The following is a 21,331-nucleotide window of genomic DNA, read 5'->3' on the forward strand; positions in this document are numbered from 1 at the left end:
CCGCCATAGCCACAACGCGGGTGAGCGCATCGATGGTGCTCGCCATCGTTGACGAAGCCCGCGCCAAGAACTACGGCAGCGGCGTCATCGGCATCCGTGGCGTCCCCGACCGCGCCATCACCGCCGACCTCCAACACCAGGGCCAGACCGTACGGGTCCGAGCGGCCGAGTCAGCGCTGGCCGCCCGCGAGCTGCTCGGCGACCACCGCGACGGCGACTGGCTCGTCGTCGTCACCGACCGTGACGACGCCGACCTCGGCGCCGGTATCCTCGCCCACTTCATCTGGCAGCGCTTGCGCAGCCCTGACCCCTGGGAGGCAGTGCGGACTCGATTCGCTGCCACCGGGATCGACCCTGCCCTGACCAGCCGACCGGACAACCGAGAGCTGGCCACCGCGTTGGTCGCTGCAACCCCGCAGGCGGGCTGGCCTGCAGCCCCGGCCGGGGTACTCACCCGCACCCACGCGCTTGGTGCCGTCGCCGCAACCCACCTCGGCTTCGATACGGACACCGCCGACGTCCTCGGCGTCCTCCGCTGGTCGATCGCTGCGCAGAGCGTCGCCTCCCTCGGTGCTTTGCGCCGAAGCGTCGGAGACCTGCTCGCCGACACCACGCTTGACTGGATCGCCCAGCGGGCGGGCTCGGCGGCAGGCCCGATACGTGCGCTGCTGTCTCGTGGCGAGCTCGCCGACGTCGTACCGCTCGGTCTGGTCCTTCGCTTGCTGACCGCTGACCGATATGACCCGCCGACAGCGCATCAGGCCCAACTTGCTCTGGTCCGGCTCGAACCGCGGTGGGGCGATCCCAGCCCTTCGCAGACCGCGTTGGCCGCACTCGGGCAAGCAGCGGACACACTGTTGTCCGACCTGATTCACGATCGGCGCGCCGACGACGACGTTGCGCGCTCCCTCGACCGGGCCGACGTGATTCTCGCGCAGATCCAGGCCGAGCCGCTGGCCCGCTACTCAGACCTTCTCGCCGGCGGATTACGGGCACGATTTGTCGCGCTTGCCGACGCCCTGCGTCGGGCAATCGCTTCACCTGGCCATCTCGACAATACGAACACCGTCGAGACCGCCTGGGCAGCAGTTCAGACGCACCGGCTCGGAGCGAAAACGCCACTTCGCGTTCCCTTCGAGGCCGCGGTACGACTTGTCCGGTGGCTCTCTGAAGTTGATCCTCCGCCCGGCGCTGCCTCGGATGCCCGTGCGCTCGGCGCTCTCGTGCGCCAGTACCTCGACAACGCGGCATGGGCTGACGCGGCGATCAACGACGCGTTCGGCGGCGTTGACGATCCGAGCCTGTCAAGCGCGCTCCACGCCGTCGTCACGGCCGCGCAGAAGCGACGTCGCGCACAGGAACGTCGCTTCGCCCGGGCGCTCGCCTCAGCGCCAATCCCTACCAGCCGCGGCGTGCCCGCCGACTCGGGAACCATCTGGTACCTAGAGCAATTGCTACCAGGCTGCGTCATCCCGCTCGCCCGCAAGGCCCCCGTGCTGCTGCTCGTCCTCGACGGTATGAGCGCCGCTGTCGCGACGGAGATCCTGTCCGACGCGACTACACGTCTCGGCTGGATCGAGGCTGCCCTGCCAGGAGCCGGCAACCGCCGGAGGACTGCAGCGCTCGCGGCGTTGCCGTCAGTCACCGAGGTGAGTCGTGCCTCTTTGCTCTCCGGCCGCCTAACCCGCGGGCAGCAGTCCGAAGAACAGCACGGGTACGCGGAAATCACCGCCAAAGGCGGAAAGATCACTGCACGGCTCTTCCATAAAAAAGCAGTGGATACGACGGCAGCAGGCTGGTCGGTCAGCCCGGACGTCGGCAGCGCCATCGATGACATCGAGCTGTCGCTGGTGACCGTCGTCCTGAACACGATCGACGACGCACTCGACCGCAGCGACCCTGCGGGAACGGTTTGGACCGCTGACGCTGTCAAGCATCTTGAACCGCTTCTCGCTCGGGCTGCAGCCGCAGGGCGGACGGTCGTCGTGACCTCCGACCACGGTCACATCGTCGAACGCCGCCAAGGCGCACAACGCTCGTACCCGAATATTTCCAGTGCTCGTTCTCGCCCGGCGACCGCTCCGGTCCAGGACGACGAGATCGAGGTCAGCGGCCCTCGCGTCCTCACCGACGGCCACCGAGCCGTCCTGGCCGTCGACGAGACCCTCAGGTACGGACCCCTGAAGGCCGGCTACCACGGGGGAGCGAGCGCAGCGGAGGTCGTCGTCCCGGTGGCCGTCCTCGTACCTGATGAGACCCGCAACCGGGCCGGCCTGGACTTGCTGCCGCCGCAGGAACCCACTTGGTGGCTCACCTCCGCGGCCGCTCCGCGGCTGCCTGCCGAGCCGCCAGCCCCGAAAGCCGTGATCACCAAGAGCCGCGGAGATCGACAGGACAGCCCGGCCCTGTTCGACCTGGGCCCACAGGCCACCGAGCAACCGGCGGTGACACTCGGCCAGGCCATCGTGACCAGCTCGGTCTACAAGGCACAGCGGAGGATCAACGGCCGCCTCATCGTCACCGACGATCAGATTGCGAGCATCATCGACGCGCTGGTGGGGGCAGCTGCCAACCGGCTGGCACCAACCCTCGCAGCCCAAGCCCTAGGAGTGGCACAGACCCGGCTCCGGGGTGCGCTGACGCAGGTTCAGCAACTGCTCAACATTGAGGGATACGCCGTTCTGGCCGTCGAACCAGCGACCGGCACGGTCACGCTTGACGTCACGCTCCTGTCCGAGCAGTTCGAGGTGCCCTCGTGACGCTGGACGTCTCCCAGCGGCGCCGACGCGAGGTGATCGATGCGCTTCGCCGTGGAACCGTTCCGGAGAGCGGACTCGACCTGCTCGCGGTCGGCCTCGACCGATTTGCCGCCGCTCTCGACGGCGAGCTCGACACGGTCAGTTCTGGCGGCGCCGTGTTCAAGGCGGTGCGGGGCGAATACGGCGCTGGCAAAACCTTCTTTACTCGGCACTTGGCCGAGCGGGCTCTCCGCCGCGGTTTCGCCGCGGCCGAGGTACAGATCTCCGAGACCCAGACGCCGTTGCACCGGTTGGAGACCGTGTACCGGCGCATCACCGAGTCCATGCGGACGGCGTCGATACCATCCAGCGCGTTCCGCGCTGTTCTTGACTCCTGGCTGTTCACGCTGGAGGCCGATGCGCTCGAAGCTGATCCCGCCGCGGAGGCAGACGTGGGCGCGGCGGTGGATCGGCTCCTCGAACAGCGGCTCGCCCAGGTCAGCAAGCACTCCCCGCTCTTCGCACTGGCGTTGCGTGGCTACCGGGCGGCGTTGAGCTCGGGCGACACCGTCGTCGCCGACGGACTGGCCGCATGGATGGCCGGACAGCCACAGGTCGCGGCGTCGGCGAAACGAGCCGCCGGAATCCGTGGCGAGCTCGACCATTTCGGCGCCATGGCCTTCCTCCAGGGGCTGCTCACCGTCCTGCGGGACGCCGGCCATCCGGGGTTGGTCCTTGTCCTCGATGAGGTCGAGACACTGCAAAGGGTCCGTGGCGACGTCCGGGACAAGGCACTCAATGCGCTGCGCCAGATGATCGACGAGGTGCACTCCGGACGCTTCCCCGGACTGCATCTCGTCATCACCGGCACGCCTGCGTTCTACGACGGGCAGCAGGGCGTGCAACGGCTCGCCCCGCTGGCGCAACGGCTTGCCGTCGACTTCGGCACGGATCCCAGATTCGACAACCCCAGGGCCGTGCAGATCCGTCTGCCGGGCTTCACGATCGGGTCCCTGGTCGAGCTGGGTGGCCGCGTTCGGGATCTCTACGCCGCCGGGTCAACTGCTCCCGACCGGATACGGACTCTGGTCGACGGCGCGTACCTTGACCAGCTGGCTCGTGCCGTTGCCGGCGGCCTGGGTGGAAAGGTCGGCATCGTGCCGCGCCTGTATCTGAAGAAGCTGGTGGGCGATGTCCTCGACCGGGTCGACCAGTTCCCGGACTTCGACCCGAGGCAGCACTACGCGCCGACAATGTCGGCAGCGGAGATGACCGACGTGGAACGCAACGCCGCAAGCGCCGACGACATCAAACTAGACGTGTGACCGCCGACCTGCTGCATCCCGTGCTGCTGCACCACATCGTCAACTCCCTGCAATGGCCGGGTCTGCGACCCCTGCAGGAAGCTGCTGTGGGGCCGCTTCTGGCTGGCGAGGACACGCTCCTTCTCGCCCCGACCGCTGGGGGCAAAACCGAAGCGGCAGCGTTTCCGCTGTTGTCCCGGATGGCAGCCGAGGGCTGGTCTGGAACCTCCGTGCTGTACCTCTGCCCGCTCAAAGCCCTGCTCAACAATCTGCTGCCGCGCTGGGAACGCTACGCCGACTGGCTGGGACGGCGAGCCGCGCTCTGGCATGGCGACGTCACCGCGTCGCGACGGCGGGCCATCCTGGCTGCCCGCCCAGACGTGCTCCTGACCACGCCGGAATCCTTGGAATCGATGCTGGTCAGCCGTAACGTCGACCATCGGGCGTTCTTCGCCGGTCTGCGTACCGTGGTCGTCGACGAGGTGCACGCTTTTGCCGGCGACGACCGTGGCTGGCATCTGCTCGCCGTCCTGGAACGTCTGACCCACCTGATCGGCCGTCCCGTTCAGCGGATCGGGCTCTCGGCAACCGTGGGCAATCCGGATCGCCTGTTGACCTGGCTGCAGGGCTCCGGCGCGGGTGTTCGGGCCGGAAGCGTCATCGCTCCTGACCTGCCGGTCGCCGCGACAGCGACTACGGTGACACCTCCGCCGGGCGAAATCGAACTCGACTTCGTCGGATCCCTGCAGAATGCTGCCACCGTGCTCGCCGGGCTGCACTCCGGTGAGAAACGGCTGGTCTTCTGCGAATCCCGCCAGGCCGTAGAACAGCTTGGCAGTCTTCTGCGGGATCGCGGCATCACCACCTTCCTGTCACACGCCTCGCTGTCCGCTGACGAAAGAAGACGCTCGGAAGAGGCGTTCGCCGAGGCACGCGACTGTGTCATTGTTTCGACCAGCACACTCGAACTGGGAATCGACGTCGGTGATCTCGACCGTGTCATTCAGATCGACGCCCCCTCGACCGTGGCCTCATTCCTGCAACGACTCGGGCGGACAGGTCGGCGGCCTGGCAGCATCCGCAACTGCCTCTTTCTCACCCGCAGCGGCGACGCCCTGCTGGAGGCAGCGGCCCTGCTGGTGCTCTGGGGCAGCGGATGGGTCGAGCCAGTCGTCGCCCCGCCAGAGCCACGGCACATCGTCGCCCAGCAGATGCTCGCGCTCTGCCTGCAAGAACACCGAGTGGGAGATCAGAACTGGCCGCAGTGGTGGAACGGTCTCGACCCCTTCGGCCGCGGCGCCACCCCGATCCTTCGCCATCTGATCGATCAGGGCTACCTCGACAGCGACAGCGACATGCTTTACATCGGTCTCGAAGCTGAACGGCGCTTCGGGCACCGACACTTCATGGGCATGACAGCAGTATTCGTCGGAGCACCCGAGTTCACCGTCCTGGTGGGCCGCGATGAGCTGGGCCGCGTCGATCCCGCGCTGCTCACGGAGGAGGTGCAGGGCGACCGTCGACTGCTACTCAACGGGCGAAGTTGGCGGGTCACCTACATCGACTGGCGGCGCCGGCGCTGTTTCGTCGAACCCGCCGAGAGCGGCGGAAAGGCTCGCTGGACGACCGGGGGCTGGGCAGGCCTCGGATTCGAGCTGAGCCGCGCCATGCGCGAGGTGCTTCTCGGCGCCAACCCCCCGGTAAAGCTCACTCACCGAGCAGCCAAGCGCCTCGCCCAAGAGCGGGAAGAGCGATCCGCGATGGTGCATCCGGGTGGCAGCGTCATCCTTCGCGATCGGCACGGCGACGACCTGCGGTGGTGGACCTGGGCCGGTTTCCGCGCGAACGCCACCTTGGCGGCCACGTTGACCGAGGTGGTCGACCCGGTCCAACGCTTCGATGACTGCCAGGTCCGCCTACGGGCGAATCTCACTCGGGAAGAATGGCGGACACTCATCGCCGACGCAGATCAGCGTCTGTGCTTGCCCGAAGTCAACAAGAAAGCTCTTGACGGACTCAAGTTCAGCGAAGCGCTGCCGGAGCGGCTCGCGCTGGCGACGTTGGCGTCTCGCCTCGCCGACCTCGGCGGCGCAACCGCTGTCCTGCAGGAGCCGACGCGGTTCGTTCAGGCATAGCCGGGCAGTGTGTCAGTCTGGCTGTGTGACGTGTTCGAGTTCGGCTACGAGGTTCGCGAGTGTGGCCTCTCCAGTCTCGGGCTCGATGGGGACCTCCGACGCGACGCTCTGGCCCTCCAGCGTGCTGACCCTGGCACACCTCACCCTCACCGACCGGGCCCGCCGGCTGAGGGACAGCGACGGGGGCCTGCACGTGCAAGCACTCGTGGAGGTGCATCAATAATTGTTATTCGGTCGCCGTGGCGCCCGGTTGGTTGGGCCGCACTGATCGTGTCGCCGTTGCTGGCCACCCAAGCCGACCTCTTGTTCCCCAGTGCTGGCCGGCGACGTGGGCGTGCAGCGGCGCGGGGGAGCCAACCATGATCTTGGCTGCCGCTTCGTCTCGGCGGGCTGCCGGGTCATTCGCGGCGGTCCTGGGCGCCTCGGGGGTAGGGCTGGCAACAGTCAGGGCGGTGTCGGTAGACGCGTGGGTCACGGCCGCGCCGGTGGCCGTACGCGGGTTTGATCACGTGCAGGCAGGCCTGCCACACGGCGGTCTCCCCACGCCGGGCGCCACCTGGCCCGCATTGGGCCCGCCGCTCAGCAGCACCTCCACGCTCTGACGGTGCGAAACGTAGTCAGCGGTCCGGCTGCACCGCGAGCGGCAGGAGCGGGAAGCTTTGTGCCGGGGTGGTCGCTGCTCTGTCGGTGCCTCCGGGCAGACTGATGCCGTGCCAGTCATCACCGCCGTTCTCGGGGACATCACGACGCAGGACGTTGACGCCATCGTCAACGCGGCGAACAAGGCGATGCGCGGAGGCGGCGGTGTGGATGGCGCGATCCATCACAGCGGAGGCCCGGCGATCCTGCGTGACTGCATCGCCCGGTTTCCTGACGGCCTCGCCACCGGCGACGCCGGATGGACAACAGCAGGCGACCTGCCCGCCCGGTGGGTCATCCACACCGTCGGCCCCAACTACCACGCCGGTCAGCGCGACCGCTCCCTGCTGGAGTCGTGTTACCGGCGCGCGCTTAAGGTCGCCGACGAACTGGGCGCGCGCAGCGTCGCGTTCCCGCTGATCAGCACCGGCGTCCGCGGTTGGCCACACGCCGATGCCATCGAGGCGGCGATCGAGACCATCGCGGCCGCCGAGACGGGCGTCGACGAGGTACGGCTCGTCGCATTCGACGAAGCCATGCACAAGCGAACCCGCGCGGCCGTCTGGGTTCGGTGTCCGCCGTCCGTCGACACAGACAGCGTCGGCTCCTTGTTTGAGCGCGAGCCGATCCAGTACTCGCTGCGCGGCGATTTCTACCTGTGGCGAGAACTTCGCGCGCGGTTCGCCGACACGCCGCTGCCAGACGACTGGTTCGACTTACGGACGCTCATCATGGACACCATCGAGCAGGTTGTCGGCGAACATCTCACCAGCCGCGAATCGGCACCGTGGCACGACCACGCCGGAGCGATATACGTCCCCGAGTTCGACCCGGGCCACGGCATGTCTGCCGGCGCCGTCCACTTTCCATGGTGGGTGCACACGGGCGTGCCGATCCTGCTCGACCGCTACGCCGCGCGACGCGAACCCCGACACATTCCCGGCTGACTGACTCGATCCACCTGCACCAGGCACGGCCCGGGCATTGTGGTAGGCCAGCGGACGGCGTGGACGGCGCTTGGTCCACACTACACAGACTGCCCTCAGCGCACGGCAGTGGACGCGGCCGCGTGCAGGATGACTTCCCACGCGACAGCTGGCATCCTGGAGTCCCGATGGCTGCTTCGAAAGGGGCGCGGTGGTCAGGGGCCGCACAATCAACGATTGGTACCTCGGTCGTGGCTCGTCCTCGGCGGATGACAGGACTGACGACGAAGCTTCCGATCACGGGCCTGACACGTGGCTGGACCGGGCTCTGGCCACACCTGATCGCTCTTCCGCACCCCTGGCTATGAAATCCAAGCCCCCTGCCCGGCGACGAGGCAAGGCGGAGGCGACCGCGGCTTCGGCAGGCATCCGTCGCGCACCAAAGCCGTCGGTTCGTGAACTCGAGAGTGAGATTGCCGTCATCCTGCGCTCGAAGGCGCAGGAATCCGTGCAAAAAATTCTTCACCGCAAGGGCGACGGTTGGGCTCGCCTGACATCGAAAGAAATTTCTCTTGCCGTACGCCGGGTACAATCCCGAATCAAGCGCATCCCGAAGCCCCGCAAGGAGATAGTGGTCGCTGCGACACCCAGACCTGTTGAGGTTCGCCCTCCTCTCGAGGAAATTCGCCGGGCGGTTCTTCATATTCATGCGCGCCGGCCGTTGTGGGCCACCTGGGAGATCTCGCGTCACCTCCGCAACATGGGATGGGCGAATGTATCGACCGACCTGGTGAGGAGCATTCTTCCGCCGCCTGGTATCTCGATACCTGGTACCGAGAGCCTGGCTGTCAAACGGCGCCGCGCTAAGACCAAGAAAGAGCGAATCGGTCCGAAAACCCGCAAAGCGCTACAGCAAGCGGCTTCGCCCCGTAAGGCGAAATCCGATGGAGCTCCGCCATCCCTGACAAAACAAGCGCCACCCGAGGTTGCCACACGAGGGACGGTGTTCTGCCCTTCGTGCGGCGTCCGGATCTCGGTGCTGGGGTCGTGCCGCTGCTCGTGAACATCGTTCTCCCTGCGGCGAAGATCCAGTGGCCTTGCGCCGCAGTGGTGGACCCGACCGGATCCCGACCCTGACCGCCGCCGGGCCTCGGGCCTACCGAATCCGCGTCCCTGTCCGCGGACGAGACGCGGCCACCGACGCAGCCGTTTCCGACCCGGTCGAGCAGTACCCGATCATCGCTTGGCCGGCACCGCTGCACCTGATCAGGTGAAGCATTGGAATTCTCCCCCCGGCAGACGGGCTTTGATCTCAGCTTCACGCTGGACAAGATCGCCATGCATCCCGTAGACAACTTCTCGGTGTGTGGTCGCCGGCAAGTTGAGGGTGCAATCCGAGCCGTGACCCGTCAGGCAGCGAAAGTGATGATGAGTTGACGACAGAGGTGCGGTCGTTCGAGGAGGCCGTTCGGTCGGCCGTCGAGCAGGGACGCGCGGAACTGGTGCACCTGGACGACATCACGGACGGCTTGGTCGCCGCCTTCACCCAAGGGCAGGGCCCGGGCTCGATCGCTCGGCTGGAAGACTTCGTCCAGGGGTTTCCGGCGGAGCTGCGGCGTCACCTCGACCGTGAGCGGGAGTCGCTCGGCACGTTCAACATCGCGTTCTTCGGGCGGACCGGCGCCGGGAAGAGCACCCTGCTGTCGGTGTTCGGCCGGCTCGACGGGGCGTACGTCTCGCCCGGTGACAACGATTTCACCACTGAGGTGCGCCAGGTCGGGTGGCGGGACTGCCGGCTGTTCGACACACCCGGGATCAACGGCTGGGGCGCCTCCGAGAGTCGTGATGTCCTCGAAGCCCGGGCCCGTGCGGCGGTTGAGATCGCCGACATCGTGCTCCTGTGCTTCGACAGCCAGTCCCAGCAGGCGATGGAGTTCAAGAAGATCGCCGCCTGGGTCCTCGACCGGGGAAAGCCGGTGGTGGCCGTCCTCAACTCCCGCAACCGGCGCTGGCATCACCCGGCGGTGGTCCGGGAGTCCGGCCGCCGGCATCTGTCCGAGACGGTTCGCCAGCACGCCGACAACATCCGGACCCAGCTCGCCCAGATCGGGATGTTCGACATCCCGGTCGTCGCGATCCAGGGCCAGCGGGCCCTGTACGCGCGCGCCGCGACCCCGTTCCGCGGTCCGTTCCCCGAGGACTTCCAGAACGAACGGGAAAGTTTCGGTACGGACTACCTCGACCGCTGGTCGAACTTCCCCAAGCTGGAGCGCCTCATCACCGCATCGATTGCGGAGGGCGGCGCCGATCTGCGGCTGACCGCGCTGCGCGAGGACATCCGATCACGGTGCCGCCGCGGGATCGGCGAGCTCGAAAACCTGGCGGCCGAGCTCGAGCGGGAGGCGGAGTCCCTGGAGCGGCGGGTCGAGTCGCTGTTCGCCGTGCTGGGCTATCCGGAGGACGCCGAACGTGCCCAGTGGCTGCACGACGCGGCGCTCAGCGGAGATCTGGTCGATCTGTCCGAGCAGGCGCGGGGCGGCCCGTACACCTCGCCGCCCAAGGGGTCGCTGGACCGTTTCGTCCGGCATCTGGCTGCGTCGCACCTGGCGGGCTGCCACCGGCAGGCGAAGGTCAACGTCGACGACGCGATCCAGCGGGCCTTCGCCGAGCGCAAGGCGTTCGGCGAGCCGGAGTTCCGGGCCGCCACGTACGACGAAGGAGCCATGGCCACCGCGGCGCAGGCCGTGTGGGCGGACCGTCAGGTGTTCCTCCAGCGTGAGCTGGAGATCGCGGTGGACGACGAGTCCGCCGTGAGCGGGCCGGCCGCGGTGCACGCTGCGACGATCGCCGGTGACAAGGGCGGCAGCGTGGCGGGTGACGCCGCCCAGGGCACGAGCATCGCGGTGGGTCTCGGCGCCCTTGCGCTGCCGCTCATCTGGAACCCCGCGGGATGGGTGCTCGCCACCACGCTCGCCGGCATCGGCATCGTCACCCAGGTCGGGAAGTACTTCGGTAAGAAGGCGAGCGAGCAGGGGGCGGAGCAGACCCGGAAGGCGAAGGCCGACGCCATCGCCGAAGGTCATCGGGCGGTGGACCGGACGTTCGTCGCCTACGAGGACGCGCTCGTCCAGGACAGCCGCAGAGCCGCGTGGACGTCGCTGGGGCCCGCGGTCGGCGAGTCGCTGAGCGCCGCGATCGAGCGTCGGATGGCGCGCGCCCGGATCACGCGGCTGCTCGACAGCCTGCGGACCTACGCCGACGCGGTCCGGCCCGCGCCGGCGGTGACCGACGTCCTGCGGCGGGCACAGCGCCGGATCGGGGAGACCCCGGCCGAGGTGACGCGGGTGTTGCTGGGCGAGGACTGGCTGGAGTCCGGCGTCGACTACCAGCCGGTGCGGATCGGCGAGGCGGTGCGCGAGGCGTACGCGAGTCGCCAGGAGGCGGACCGGGCGCGGCTGGCACACGCCGTGACCGCCGCGTGGCGGTCACCGACGCCGGCGCAGATCTACTCCTGGCGTCACGACCTGGAGGACGCGGCCCGGCGTGACCGCGCCCTGGCCGACGTCGTCGGAACCTTCTGGCGCGTCCGCGGGGCGCGGCCGGTCTTCGCCGTGCTGGGGGACTACAACTCGGGTAAGTCGTCGCTGGTCCACCGGATCATGGTGGACGGTGGCCTGCGGCCGGACACCGCGTTCGACATCCGGGCGCTGCCGGCGACCACGGTCGCGAGCCGCTACCGGTTCCCCGGGTTCGATCTCGTGGACACACCCGGCCTGCAAAGCGGACACGACGAGCACGACGCCACCGCGCTCGAGGCGATCACCGAGGCCGCTCTCGTGCTCGTCGTCGTCCACGTCAACCTCCTGGTCGGCAACACCTCGATGCTGGAGGAGCTCCTGCACGGCACGGAGATGACCGCCGCCAAGGGCGGGCGGACGGTGTTCCTCATCAATCGGTGCGACGAGCTGGGCGTCGATCCGCTGACCGCACCCGATGATTTCCTCAATCTGCAGAACCGCAATCGCGAGGAGCTGCGCGCGGCCCTCGCCGCGCGTTGCGCCGACGTGGAGCTCGACCGGATCCACTGCCTGTCCGGGGATCCGTTCGGCCTGGTCGGTGGGGCGGCGACGGCGCAGCCCGTGGACTTCGACGAGCATCGGCTGTGGGACGGCGTGGCCGCACTGACGAGCGCCCTGTCCGGCCTCTCCGACGAGCGGCTGGCCGATGCGGCGTCCTCGGCCGCCCTCGACGCGGCCGTCACCGCCCTCAAGCGTCACCGGCACACGCTGCACCAGGTGCTGGCCGAAGGCGAGAAGGAGCTGAGCCACCTGGAACCGCTGATCGCCAGCCTCCGGGACGCGGTGCGCGACGCCATGATCGTCGAGAGCTCACTGCGCGAGGACGCCCGCCGCATGGTGGACCGCCACGCGGTGCCGGCGAAATCCGCGGTCGCGGACCTCGAGCGCAAGGACGCCCAGAAGCTGACGAGCCTCGTCGAGTCCTGGTGGAAGACACCGCAGTTCGAGGCTGATCTTGAACGCTACCGCGACGACGCGGCACGCCGGTTGGCCGAGTGGCATGGCGATCACCTCCCGACGATCGGACGCGAGATACGCGCTGCCGAACTCCAGGTGGCACCCGAGCTCGCGGCAGAGTTCCAGGCCCAGGGAACCGCCTGGTACGAGGAGGTGGCCGCAGGCGCGGGCAGTGTCGCAGGAGCCGTTGCGCCGCTCGCGAAAGCCCTCGGAAACCGGGACGCATTCTACACGGTCCTGAAGCAATTCAACTACAAGTTCAAACCGTGGGGCGCGGTCAAGGGCGGCGCCAACGTCGCTCGGGCCGGGCTCGTCCTCGGGGCCATCGCCTCCGCCTTGGACATCGCGGAGATGGCCACCGACGCCCAGAAGGCCGGCCAGCACCGGGAGCAGCAGGAATCGGCGTGGCAGAAGATCGACGAGACGGCCGCCCGGATCGTCGATCTGATCATGCGCGATGAGCAGTGGGGAGGTCACGTCGCCTACCTCGAGCAGCAGACCGCGGACCTCGAAGCGCTGCTCGACGAACACCTCGCCCGGGAATCGTCGATCGTCGAGCAGATGGAATCGGCAAAGGTACGTGTCGAGGTGGCCGATGCCCTGATCGTGGCCGCGGAAGAAATGGAAGGAACGGATTACAGTGGTTGACATTGACGCGGTGCGCGACTGGCTGGGGCGGCTTCCCGGTGGATCGCCCGGGCGGCACGCCGACGACTGGGACGCCTTCCAGAAACGGGACCGACCGGTCGTGACCCTCTTCGGGTCCTACGACACCGGCAAGAGTTCCCTGCTCCGCCGCTTGCTCGTCGACTCAGGCCGCGACGTTCCCGACTGGCTGACGATCAGCGCACGCCACGAGACCTTCGAGGTCAACGACGTCGAGTTCGGTACGTGCATCGTCCGCGACACCCCCGGATTCGACGTCGGCGCGTCCGGCGTCCGCGAACAGAACAGCTCCCGCGCGATGGCCGCGGTCGGGCTCACCGACGTCGGCATCGCGGTGCTGACCCCGCAGCTGGTGACCGCCGAACGCGACGTACTCCGGAGGCTGTTCACGCAGGGCTGGCCGGCCGGGACGATGTGGTTCGTCATCTCCCGATTCGACGAGGCCTACGGGAACCCGGAGTCCAACCCCGCGGGGTACCGGGAACTCGGCGACCGCAAGGTCCGCGAGTTGCGGGAACTATTCGGCCTGGACGACCGCGTGCCGGTCTTCGTCGTCTCGCAGGACCCGTTCGAGACTGCCGGGCCGGCCACCGATCTCGGCCGCGACACCTGGGACGAGTTCCGGGACTGGGACGGCATGCAGGACCTCACGAACGCTTTCGGCGCGGTGTCCCCGTCAGCCCTGCCCGGATGGCGGCACGCGGCCGGGCAACGGTACTGGTCAGCGGTGCTGGACGAGACCTTGTCCGTACTGCGCGGGCAACTGGCGGACTACGCCGAACAAGCCAGGGTGGCCGCCCACGGCGTCGATCGCCGCGACCAATGGGAGAGGCAGCTCGGCAACCTCGACCGGGCCGCCCATGCCGGCCTCGAAGGCCTCGTCGACGAGGTGCTGCGGCGGTCGTGGGAGTCCGGCTCCGCCGCCGACGAACTGCAGCGCACGGTCGGCGAGTGGTTCATCAAGCATGAAGGCCACCTCGATCGGCTGCGGCAGTCGATCCGCAAGGGCAAGGAGCGAGACCGCGCCCTCCCCACCTGGGCCGGCTTCGCTTCGCTGGTCGGGACACTCAAGTCCGGGGAGAACGCCGCCACCGCCCCGGACGGGCCCGGCCAGATCTCGGAACACACCAACAACATCGGGAGCATGCTGCTCGGCGTGCTGAAGACCATGACCAAGGACGTCGGACAGACCGCCGGCAAGGAGACCAAGACGTTAAAGATGGCCGAGAAGGTGAAGCCGTACCTAGGCACCATCGAAGCCGCGCTCCCCCTCACCGTCTACCTGACGAAGTTCGTCGACCAACACCTCGCGAATCGCACGCGCCTGAACCAGGACAAGGCCGCGGCCGAGATGCGTCAACAGGTCATCGCCGAATGCACGCGGCTCGCCCGCGACACCTGGCAGCCGTTCGTCGACGACGTACGCGACGAGATCATCGCCCAGACGAAAGACCAGGTCGACCTCGACGCGAGCCTGCGCCAACTCGTCAGGCAACTGCAAGAAGCCATCGTGGAAGGCGAGGGTCTCTCTCGAGCGGCTGCAAGGCCGCTGCACGAGACAGGGGCGTAAGCAAGCGGGTTGCTGATCGTCTGTCTCGTCCCGTCATGGCTATTCTCCTCCCCGGGTCGCCCTTGGTTTTCCTCGGCACCACCCGAGGTACTTCACCAGCGACCAGCGTCGGCTCGCCCAACGGATCATCGTCGCAGGGGCGCCGAGGGAGGGTTTTGTAGTCACACACGAGTCACCGTGCTGCATCAGGCCGCCGAAGGTTCGTTCCAGGACCCACCGGCGGGATGAACGCGGAAGCCCTTCCCGGCGTGGCGGCGTACCCACTCGACGTCGATGCAGAGCCCGGCGCCGTTCGTCCGCACGACGGTGTTGTAGCCGCTTGAGGCGTTCACTGCGACACCCCACAAGGGACGGTAGGTTACGGGTCATGAAGGCAGGCTCAGTTACTGCCGTCGCCACGGCAGCGGTCCTCCTTGCCGGTTGCGGCAACAGCGCCGATACACCAGCACCCCGGGGTCCAGTTTCGCAGGCCAGTTCGGCCGCGCCTGCCACGAGAACCCCGACCGCTGTGGACAGGTCGCCATCCCCGACTGAGGACCAGGGCCCGGCCCGACTCAAGATCGGCCAGACATTCACCGGCGCTGGTTGGAAAGTAACCATTTACTCGGCCAAATTTGACGGACAGGCGGACTCCGAGCCCGACAAGGGCAAAGTGTGGGTGCCGGCCGATGTGAAGATCTGCAACGCCACCACGGGGGAGAGCCTGCCGACCCCGAGTTGGAGCTCCTGGCAGCTCAAGACCACCGACGACTACCAACTACAGCCCGCCGACATCACTCCCGAACCGCGGCAGCCTGCCCTGCCTTACTCCGCCACAGTCCTGCCGAAAGACTGCGTTCGCGGCTGGCTCACCTTCGAGCTGGATAAGGGAAGCAGGATCAAGGAGATCCGTCTCATCGAAGACCAACTGTTCGGTCCAGGCCCGGCCATAGCGATCTGGGGCTAAGAGGCGGATGTCTCTGCAGCGAGTATGGCGCTCAACGACCTTCTGTCCCATAAGGGCAAAAGCGCGGCGCCCATGGTCTCATGCACCTATGGAGCGTTGCGCCCCGATGATCGTGCCCTCTGCCGGAAGATCAGTGATTTGGAGTGCCGGAGGACGAGGCCACAGGCGGCTTGCCGCTTCTGACTGAGATGTCCCCAGGGTGGATACCTCCCGCAGTCCATGGCGCGATGACGAGGGCCGGTGCCGAGGCCACTCGACGAGCGGGCCCCGGGATGTACGGCGTCGGCGGCGGCCAGCCGGAGAGACTGTCTCCAACGTCGTCACCCTGGCTATCACCTCGACGCTCGTCCGTGCTTGCGCCGAGTCGGAGCCGGCGGCAGACTGGCGGCCGTGGTGACTGGTCCTGGGTGGTCGTCTTCAGGATCAAGGACTTACGCGGGCCGGTTTCCGCTGTCGGTGGAGCGGTTCACCATGAACGTTGTAGATCGGCTTGTGCCCGGGGTCACGACGGTTACTCTCAACGCCCGCTACTACGCGCTTCACGGCCTGATCTCCGCGGAGGCGCAGAGGCGGGGCTTGCCCCGCAGCGCGGCACAGAGCCTGTTGCGCCGGGCTGAGGTCGTCGTTGGGGCGGTGTCGGCGCGTCACTACCGCGCCGCCGGCTTCGCCCACGAGGCGCTGTCCCGACCACACGGATACGACGAGATCCTGAGGCGGGGGTCCGACGGCGGCGTGGATGTGGCGGAGTTGGCCGCGCCGGGTGTCTACGCCAAGCCGAATTGGGGTTTCTGGCCGGCGTACCGGGGCTCCGAGGTTCTGCTTCGAATCGTGACCAGAGCCGACGACATCGGTCCCGGTGACCAGATGGATACCGGTGCTGTCGCTCAGGGGCTCGGCGACGTGCTTGACCTGGTCAGCAGGCGGACCCTCGACGACGCGACGCTCGACGCCTACGAGTCGCTGTGCATCTGCCATTCGGCCACCAGCGCGGACGGCGCTTGGCTCGCCCGACTGTTCGCCGCCTCGGACGCCGAGACGCCCGCGACGCGGGCCGGTGTCCGCCGGCAGACGCTGCGCATGATCGCCCGCGTCATTCAGCTGACGGAGGTCCGCCGGGTAACCCGTGACGTGTCGCGATTTCTTGCATACGAGCCGGAGGCGATGAGCGACCCGGTCCTGTCCGCATTGGAGCTGTCCGACGAGTGGCGGGGCCTCATCCTGCGCAACTACTCCGTCACGGCGTGGCGGAGCCTCTGGGCCTGGCTTGTCAACGGCATCCAAGGGCTCACGCCCCGCGCGGAGCTGGCCGCACACCTCGCGGACCTGCTACCCGACAGCACCGTCGGAGCGTTCCGGGATGGGCTGCCACGAACCATGGACAGCACGGGACGGCCGGTGCCCGCCGAGCACGATCCGGGGCTGTTGGGCCTGGAGACTCCCGTGCGCGACCTCAGCGTGCTGGCCCTCGGCGCTCGCCGTGTGCGTGAGCTGGCCGGTCGGGAGCTGCACGGCTTCGAGGGACACGAGGCACAGGACCGCTACGAGCAGCTGGCGCCGCGGTGGTTGGCCGACCAGCTTGACCGATGGCACGACAGGTCACTGCGCGACTTCGCCCGATGGCTCACCGACACGATGGTCGACCGGTCGCAGCGGCTCGCGCTGGCCAAGGCCCGCGTCGATCCCCGAAAGGGCGTTCTCAAGATTCCCACCCGGGTGCATCTGCGCGATGACCTGCTGTTCCGCGACTCCGACGAGACGGCGGGTTCCGCCTCGCTGCGGTGGGACCAACTGGCCGGCATCCTCGCCGGCATGGGCCTGCTCGCCCGCACCGACGCCGTGTGGGGGATCGGTGACCGGGGTGACCTCATTGCCTGACCAGGCCTTCGACGTCGGCGGCGGCGACTACCAGAACGCCGGCGACGTCGTGACAGTGCCGTCGCCTCTGCCGTACATCTTTGCCGAGGAGAAACACGCCGATCGGCAGGCCCGTGAGGCGCTCTTCTGCACCTTCAACGCCGACCTAGGCTTCTTCGAGCGTGCCGTGCTGGGCGTCACCCAGGCGACCGGTGCCCGCGTCACGGTCGTCGGCGATCTGCGCATGTCCAACCCGGACCCGCGCGCCGCCCGAAACGCCGGCACCCGCTACGTGCACGGCCTCGCCGTACCCCCAACCGCGGGGAGGGCCTTCCACCCCAAGCTCACCGTCATCGTGGGGCCCGCGCGAGCGCTGGTGGCCGTCGGCTCGGGCAACCTTTCGGTCGGCGGCTGGCACCTCAACGCCGAGACCTGGACGATCGCCGCCGTGGATCGGGACAGGTGTCCCCGGCTGGTCGTCGACGCGGCGGAATGGCTGCGGAGCGTCGCCCGGCTCTGCGCGATCAGCCCGCCCGCCGCCGACGCGATGGGTCGCACCGCCGCCGCCCTCGAAGCCTTGAGCGGAGGCCAGGTCGTTGACACGGGCCACCGGCTGGTGCACACCTCCGACGCTCCCATCATCGACCAGCTTCCGGTCACGCCCGTGGAGTGCCTGCGGCTCTATGCGCCGTTTCACGACGCGCGCGCCGAGGCAATCCAGGAGCTGACGCTGCGTCTGGCCCCGGCACGTGTCACGCTCGCCGTGCAATCCGGGCACCGGACAGTCGTGCAACCCGAGGCGATAGCCCGTGTGATCGGCGACCTCGGCATCGACCTCGAGGTGGTGGAGGACCGGCACCGCTCCTACCGACACGGCAAGCTCGTCGAAGCCATCGGCTACGACGGCGCATGCTGGACGCTCACCGGCAGCCCCAACCTGTCCTCGGCAGCTTTGCTCAAGCCCGTCGCCGACGGCGGAAACGTCGAGCTCGCCGTTCTTGCCCGGCCTTCCGCACCGCTGTTTCCCGGCGGTGTGCCGATCCGCCTCGACGAGGTGCCCGCCGTCCGGATCAGCACGACCAACCACGTCGACACGGCCACCAGGGCCACGCTCCTCGCGGCGACCCGCGCCGCCGGCGGACTGCACCTCACGTTCGCGCACCCCACACCCCGCCCGGTACGGATCGTGGCCTCCTCCCACACCGATTTCGACACCTGGGCCGACGTCGGTGCCGTCCCCGAAGGCGCCGTCCAACACCTCATCGCCGGCGTCGACCTGCCCGGCGGATCCCGGGTGCGGACGGCATGGACCGAACACGGCGTCACGCGCGACGGAAACCTGGTGTTCGTCACCGATCCCGAACGGACCATGTTCCGGGTGAGCGACGAGCCGCGGGGAGGCTCCCAGGGACCGATCGAGATCCTCGCCGACGCGCGCCTGGCCGAACGGTGGCTCCACGGGGTCCGGCAGCTCGCCGCCTCCCGCGCCAGCATCGCCCTACCCGCCGCAGGCGGCACCAGCGGGCCCACCGGCGAGTCGGAGACAGCCACCGGCACGCCGAGGCTCGACACCGACCCCGAGGACTGGCTGCGCTACAGCGACGACGCCAAAAGCCGGCTCGGCACAGCCATGTTCCACTTCTCACTCGGCGGGTTTGCGGCCCTTTCCGCCACCAGCACGAGCTACGGCAGCGACCTGCTCCAGCCGACCGACCTCCTCAGCGACGAACGCGCCGCCGGACTCGACGGAGACGACGCGAACACCGTCAACGACGACATCGACCCCTCGACCGGGCAGAACGCCGAGCTCGGCGGCTCCCGCAACGCGGACGACGAGAGCGACCCGAACGACGACAACGACGAGCGAGCGCTGCACGAGTTGCGCCGCGTCGGCCGCGCGCTCACCCGTGCCGTTCGCGTCGACCTCGCCCACCTGCCCGCCATCGACCGGTTGGCGGTCGGGACGCTCGTGCTCGTCGGCGTCGAACTGGGCGCCTGGGAGACGCCGCACGGTGAGCAGGGGTGGATCACCGTGCTCGCCCAGGTGGTCGAGACGCTCGACCTGGACGACATGCCAGCGGCCATCGAGGCCAACGTCGCGAGCGTGGCCGCCGTCGCTCTCTACCTCATCCGCGACCACCTACCCACGGCGGGCCGCCCCGCCGAGTACCTGCGCTACGAGGAGGCCGCCGAACGGGCCGCGCACCTCGTGGTCGCCGCCGACGCCACCCTCGTGGCTGACTACGCGGAGGCCATAAGCAACAGCCGCGGCTTCCCCATCGACCCGGACGACGTCATGCGCACCGCGGTGATGATCGTCGACGACGACCCGCTCGCCACCGCCATCGACAAGCTGGAGGACCGCCGGCCGGCCTGGCGGGTGAACCGGCACGCTGACACCGCACTCCACGTCGGCGGCGCCTTCACCAACCCGTTCCACGCGGCCGCCGAGGCTCTCGATGCCATCGACGGCGCCGGCGTCGTCGCCGTGTGGGCCACCGGCGCGAACGGCAGATGGGCGATCGCCGCCCGGGCCGCAGATGACCTGATCCGGGTAGAGCAGCGCGACGGAGCGGTGCGATGGTGGCACTACCGGCTCACGGTGCTCGGCGACGCCACCCGCATCGCCCGGGACAATGAACTTGCTAGCCGCGTCCGCATCAACCACGGCCCGCTCAACCGCGCCTTCCCGGAGGCACTGACCCTACTGGCCAGGGCCGGCATCGACGTCGCTGCGGGACCACCGGAGTAGGCGGTCGCGGCGGCGCCGGTCCGGATTAGCGGCGTATACCGGCCCGCGACGCAGAAGCCCTGCGTCGCTCGGCACTGTCCTGCCCGGCACCGGTCGTCGATCTGGGCGCGGTGCGGGTGCGGACCTGGTAGAGGCGGGGAGGGCGCCGTCAGTACAGGGCTCGCCACGCAGCGTTGGCAACTCCATTCCGTACCCCCGCAACTCGCTCTCGCAGCACCTCCGCGAACGCCGGGCTGTCTCCAGCTCGCCGCAACGGCCCGGTTAACTGGGAGGATGTCGCCGAGGACGGCCGGGGGCATCTCGACGGCCAGGTGAACCAGGGGCGGCAGCGCGGTAGCTGCTGGGCTGGAGGCCGAGGCGTTGGAGCCGGTGGGTGATGGTGGCGGGCAGGACCGGCCGGTCGGGATGCTAACCGGGAACCAGGCATGGGCCGGAGTCGGTGATGCGTTTGGCGACCGGGTACGCCTCTCCTCGAGGTCGCGCTCCCGCCGTTCGCGTGCCACGCTCAACTGCCCCACCAGCACCAGCACCAGCACCAGTAGCCCCAGCGCCCGGCAGCAGCGCCGGCGGCGTGCTGGTGACTCCCGCGCCTACCAGGGGGTATCCTGCGGGCATGGCCGACAGGAGCCCCAACACCGGCGCCCGCAGCGAGGAGATCCTCGCCGCCGCCGGCCTCGTCGTCTCCGACGAGGGGAAGGCTCGCGCGCGCCGCCGCCTGGACGAGGCCCGGGAGCGGTGGACGGCGGAGCTCGACGCCCAGGCTCGCGAGCAGCTTGGCCTGCCGGCCCGCGCCGCGTGACCGAACCGGCCGTCCGGGTCGTCCTCGACGCCTCTGCGATCATCGCCTTCACTCGAGGGTCGATTGACGTCGGTGAGGTGATCGCCGAGGTCGCCGACGAAGAGAACTGCGTGTTCGGGCTGCCGGTACTGTGCGTGGCCGAAGCCGCCCGGATGGTCGTCGACACGGACCGCCTGCAGCTGCTCGTCAACCACCCGATCGCCGAGATCCTCTCGCCACCGCCGGACAGCTGGGAGGCCCTCGCAGTCACCCTCGACACGGTCGGCAGGGTCGACGCCGCCACCGCGGTGCTCGCCGCGATCGACCTCGGTTGCAGCGTGCTGACCGGCCAGCCCGGCCTGTACGGCGGCATCGCCGGCGGCGGCCCGGTCATCCCAATCTGACCCAGGTACTACACGGCGTGGACCGCCACCGCGACGGCGAGCAAGACCCGATGTGCACCGGTCAACGCGGCCGGCTCACCATCT

General features: G+C 68.7%; 12 protein-coding genes and 1 pseudogene. 11 read left to right on the forward strand and 2 right to left on the reverse strand.

The genetic code is table 11. The features are described from left to right. The first annotated feature begins 20 nt into the window (after positions 1–20). From pglZ to FHX31_RS08640, 3 genes are read left to right on the forward strand one after another with little or no spacing between them, the layout of a single operon-like run. Positions 21–2,759, forward strand: a complete 2,739-nt coding sequence (gene pglZ / locus FHX31_RS08630) for a BREX-2 system phosphatase PglZ (RefSeq protein WP_143025378.1) — start codon at positions 21–23, stop codon at positions 2,757–2,759. Next, positions 2,756–4,063 carry a BREX system ATP-binding protein BrxD gene (gene brxD, locus FHX31_RS08635; protein WP_071098594.1) on the forward strand — a complete coding sequence of 436 codons (1,308 nt, stop codon included), beginning with the start codon at positions 2,756–2,758 and terminating at the stop codon, positions 4,061–4,063. The genes pglZ and brxD overlap by 4 nt, the downstream gene beginning before the upstream one ends. After that, positions 4,060–6,177, forward strand: coding sequence for a DEAD/DEAH box helicase (locus FHX31_RS08640; protein WP_071098596.1), 2,118 nt, complete (start codon positions 4,060–4,062; stop codon positions 6,175–6,177). Before brxD ends, FHX31_RS08640 begins: the two co-directional genes overlap by 4 nt. A 398-nt stretch (positions 6,178–6,575) precedes the next feature. On the opposite strand, the pseudogene FHX31_RS32575 reads toward FHX31_RS08640, so the two are convergent. Then, positions 6,576–6,772, reverse strand: a pseudogene (locus tag FHX31_RS32575) (hypothetical protein). A gap of 115 nt (positions 6,773–6,887) precedes the next feature. Here FHX31_RS32575 and FHX31_RS08645 point away from each other — a divergent pair. The 3 genes from FHX31_RS08645 (at position 6,888) to FHX31_RS08655 (ending at position 14,513) form a co-directional block, all read left to right on the forward strand. Continuing rightward, on the forward strand, positions 6,888–7,763 hold the full coding sequence (locus FHX31_RS08645) for an O-acetyl-ADP-ribose deacetylase (protein ID WP_071098598.1): 876 nt from the start codon (positions 6,888–6,890) through the stop codon (positions 7,761–7,763). A gap of 1,412 nt (positions 7,764–9,175) precedes the next feature. Next, a complete protein-coding gene (locus FHX31_RS08650; protein WP_184975703.1) occupies positions 9,176–12,925 on the forward strand; it encodes a GTPase in 3,750 nt (1,249 codons plus the stop codon). 10 nt (positions 12,926–12,935) lie between these two features. After that, positions 12,936–14,513, forward strand: a complete 1,578-nt coding sequence (locus tag FHX31_RS08655) for a GTPase domain-containing protein (RefSeq protein WP_083395341.1) — start codon at positions 12,936–12,938, stop codon at positions 14,511–14,513. A gap of 185 nt (positions 14,514–14,698) precedes the next feature. Here FHX31_RS08655 and FHX31_RS08660 read toward each other — a convergent pair whose 3' ends face one another. After that, entirely contained in the window at positions 14,699–14,845 is a 147-nt protein-coding gene (locus FHX31_RS08660; protein ID WP_161801610.1) for a hypothetical protein, read from the reverse strand. A gap of 176 nt (positions 14,846–15,021) precedes the next feature. Here FHX31_RS08660 and FHX31_RS08665 point away from each other — a divergent pair, with 176 nt between their 5' ends. The 5 genes from FHX31_RS08665 (at position 15,022) to FHX31_RS08685 (ending at position 21,247) form a co-directional block, all read left to right on the forward strand. Then, positions 15,022–15,459: a DUF4352 domain-containing protein gene (locus FHX31_RS08665; protein ID WP_047891307.1), complete on the forward strand. Its 438-nt coding sequence runs from the start codon at positions 15,022–15,024 to the stop codon at positions 15,457–15,459. Between the two features lie 456 nt (positions 15,460–15,915). After that, entirely contained in the window at positions 15,916–17,334 is a 1,419-nt protein-coding gene (locus FHX31_RS08670) for a hypothetical protein (RefSeq protein WP_047891306.1), read from the forward strand. Further along, the gene (locus FHX31_RS08675; RefSeq protein ID WP_071098605.1) at positions 17,309–20,065 is read left to right on the forward strand and encodes a phospholipase D-like domain-containing protein; all 2,757 of its coding nucleotides are present in this window, start codon (positions 17,309–17,311) and stop codon (positions 20,063–20,065) included. The genes FHX31_RS08670 and FHX31_RS08675 overlap by 26 nt, the downstream gene beginning before the upstream one ends. A 613-nt stretch (positions 20,066–20,678) precedes the next feature. Then, on the forward strand, positions 20,679–20,864 hold the full coding sequence (locus FHX31_RS08680; RefSeq protein WP_071098607.1) for a hypothetical protein: 186 nt from the start codon (positions 20,679–20,681) through the stop codon (positions 20,862–20,864). After that, positions 20,861–21,247: a hypothetical protein gene (locus tag FHX31_RS08685; protein ID WP_071098609.1), complete on the forward strand. Its 387-nt coding sequence runs from the start codon at positions 20,861–20,863 to the stop codon at positions 21,245–21,247. The genes FHX31_RS08680 and FHX31_RS08685 overlap by 4 nt, the downstream gene beginning before the upstream one ends. The last annotated feature ends 84 nt before the right edge of the window (positions 21,248–21,331 follow it).

It is taken from the genome of Micromonospora sp. CNZ286, from assembly GCF_014207755.1.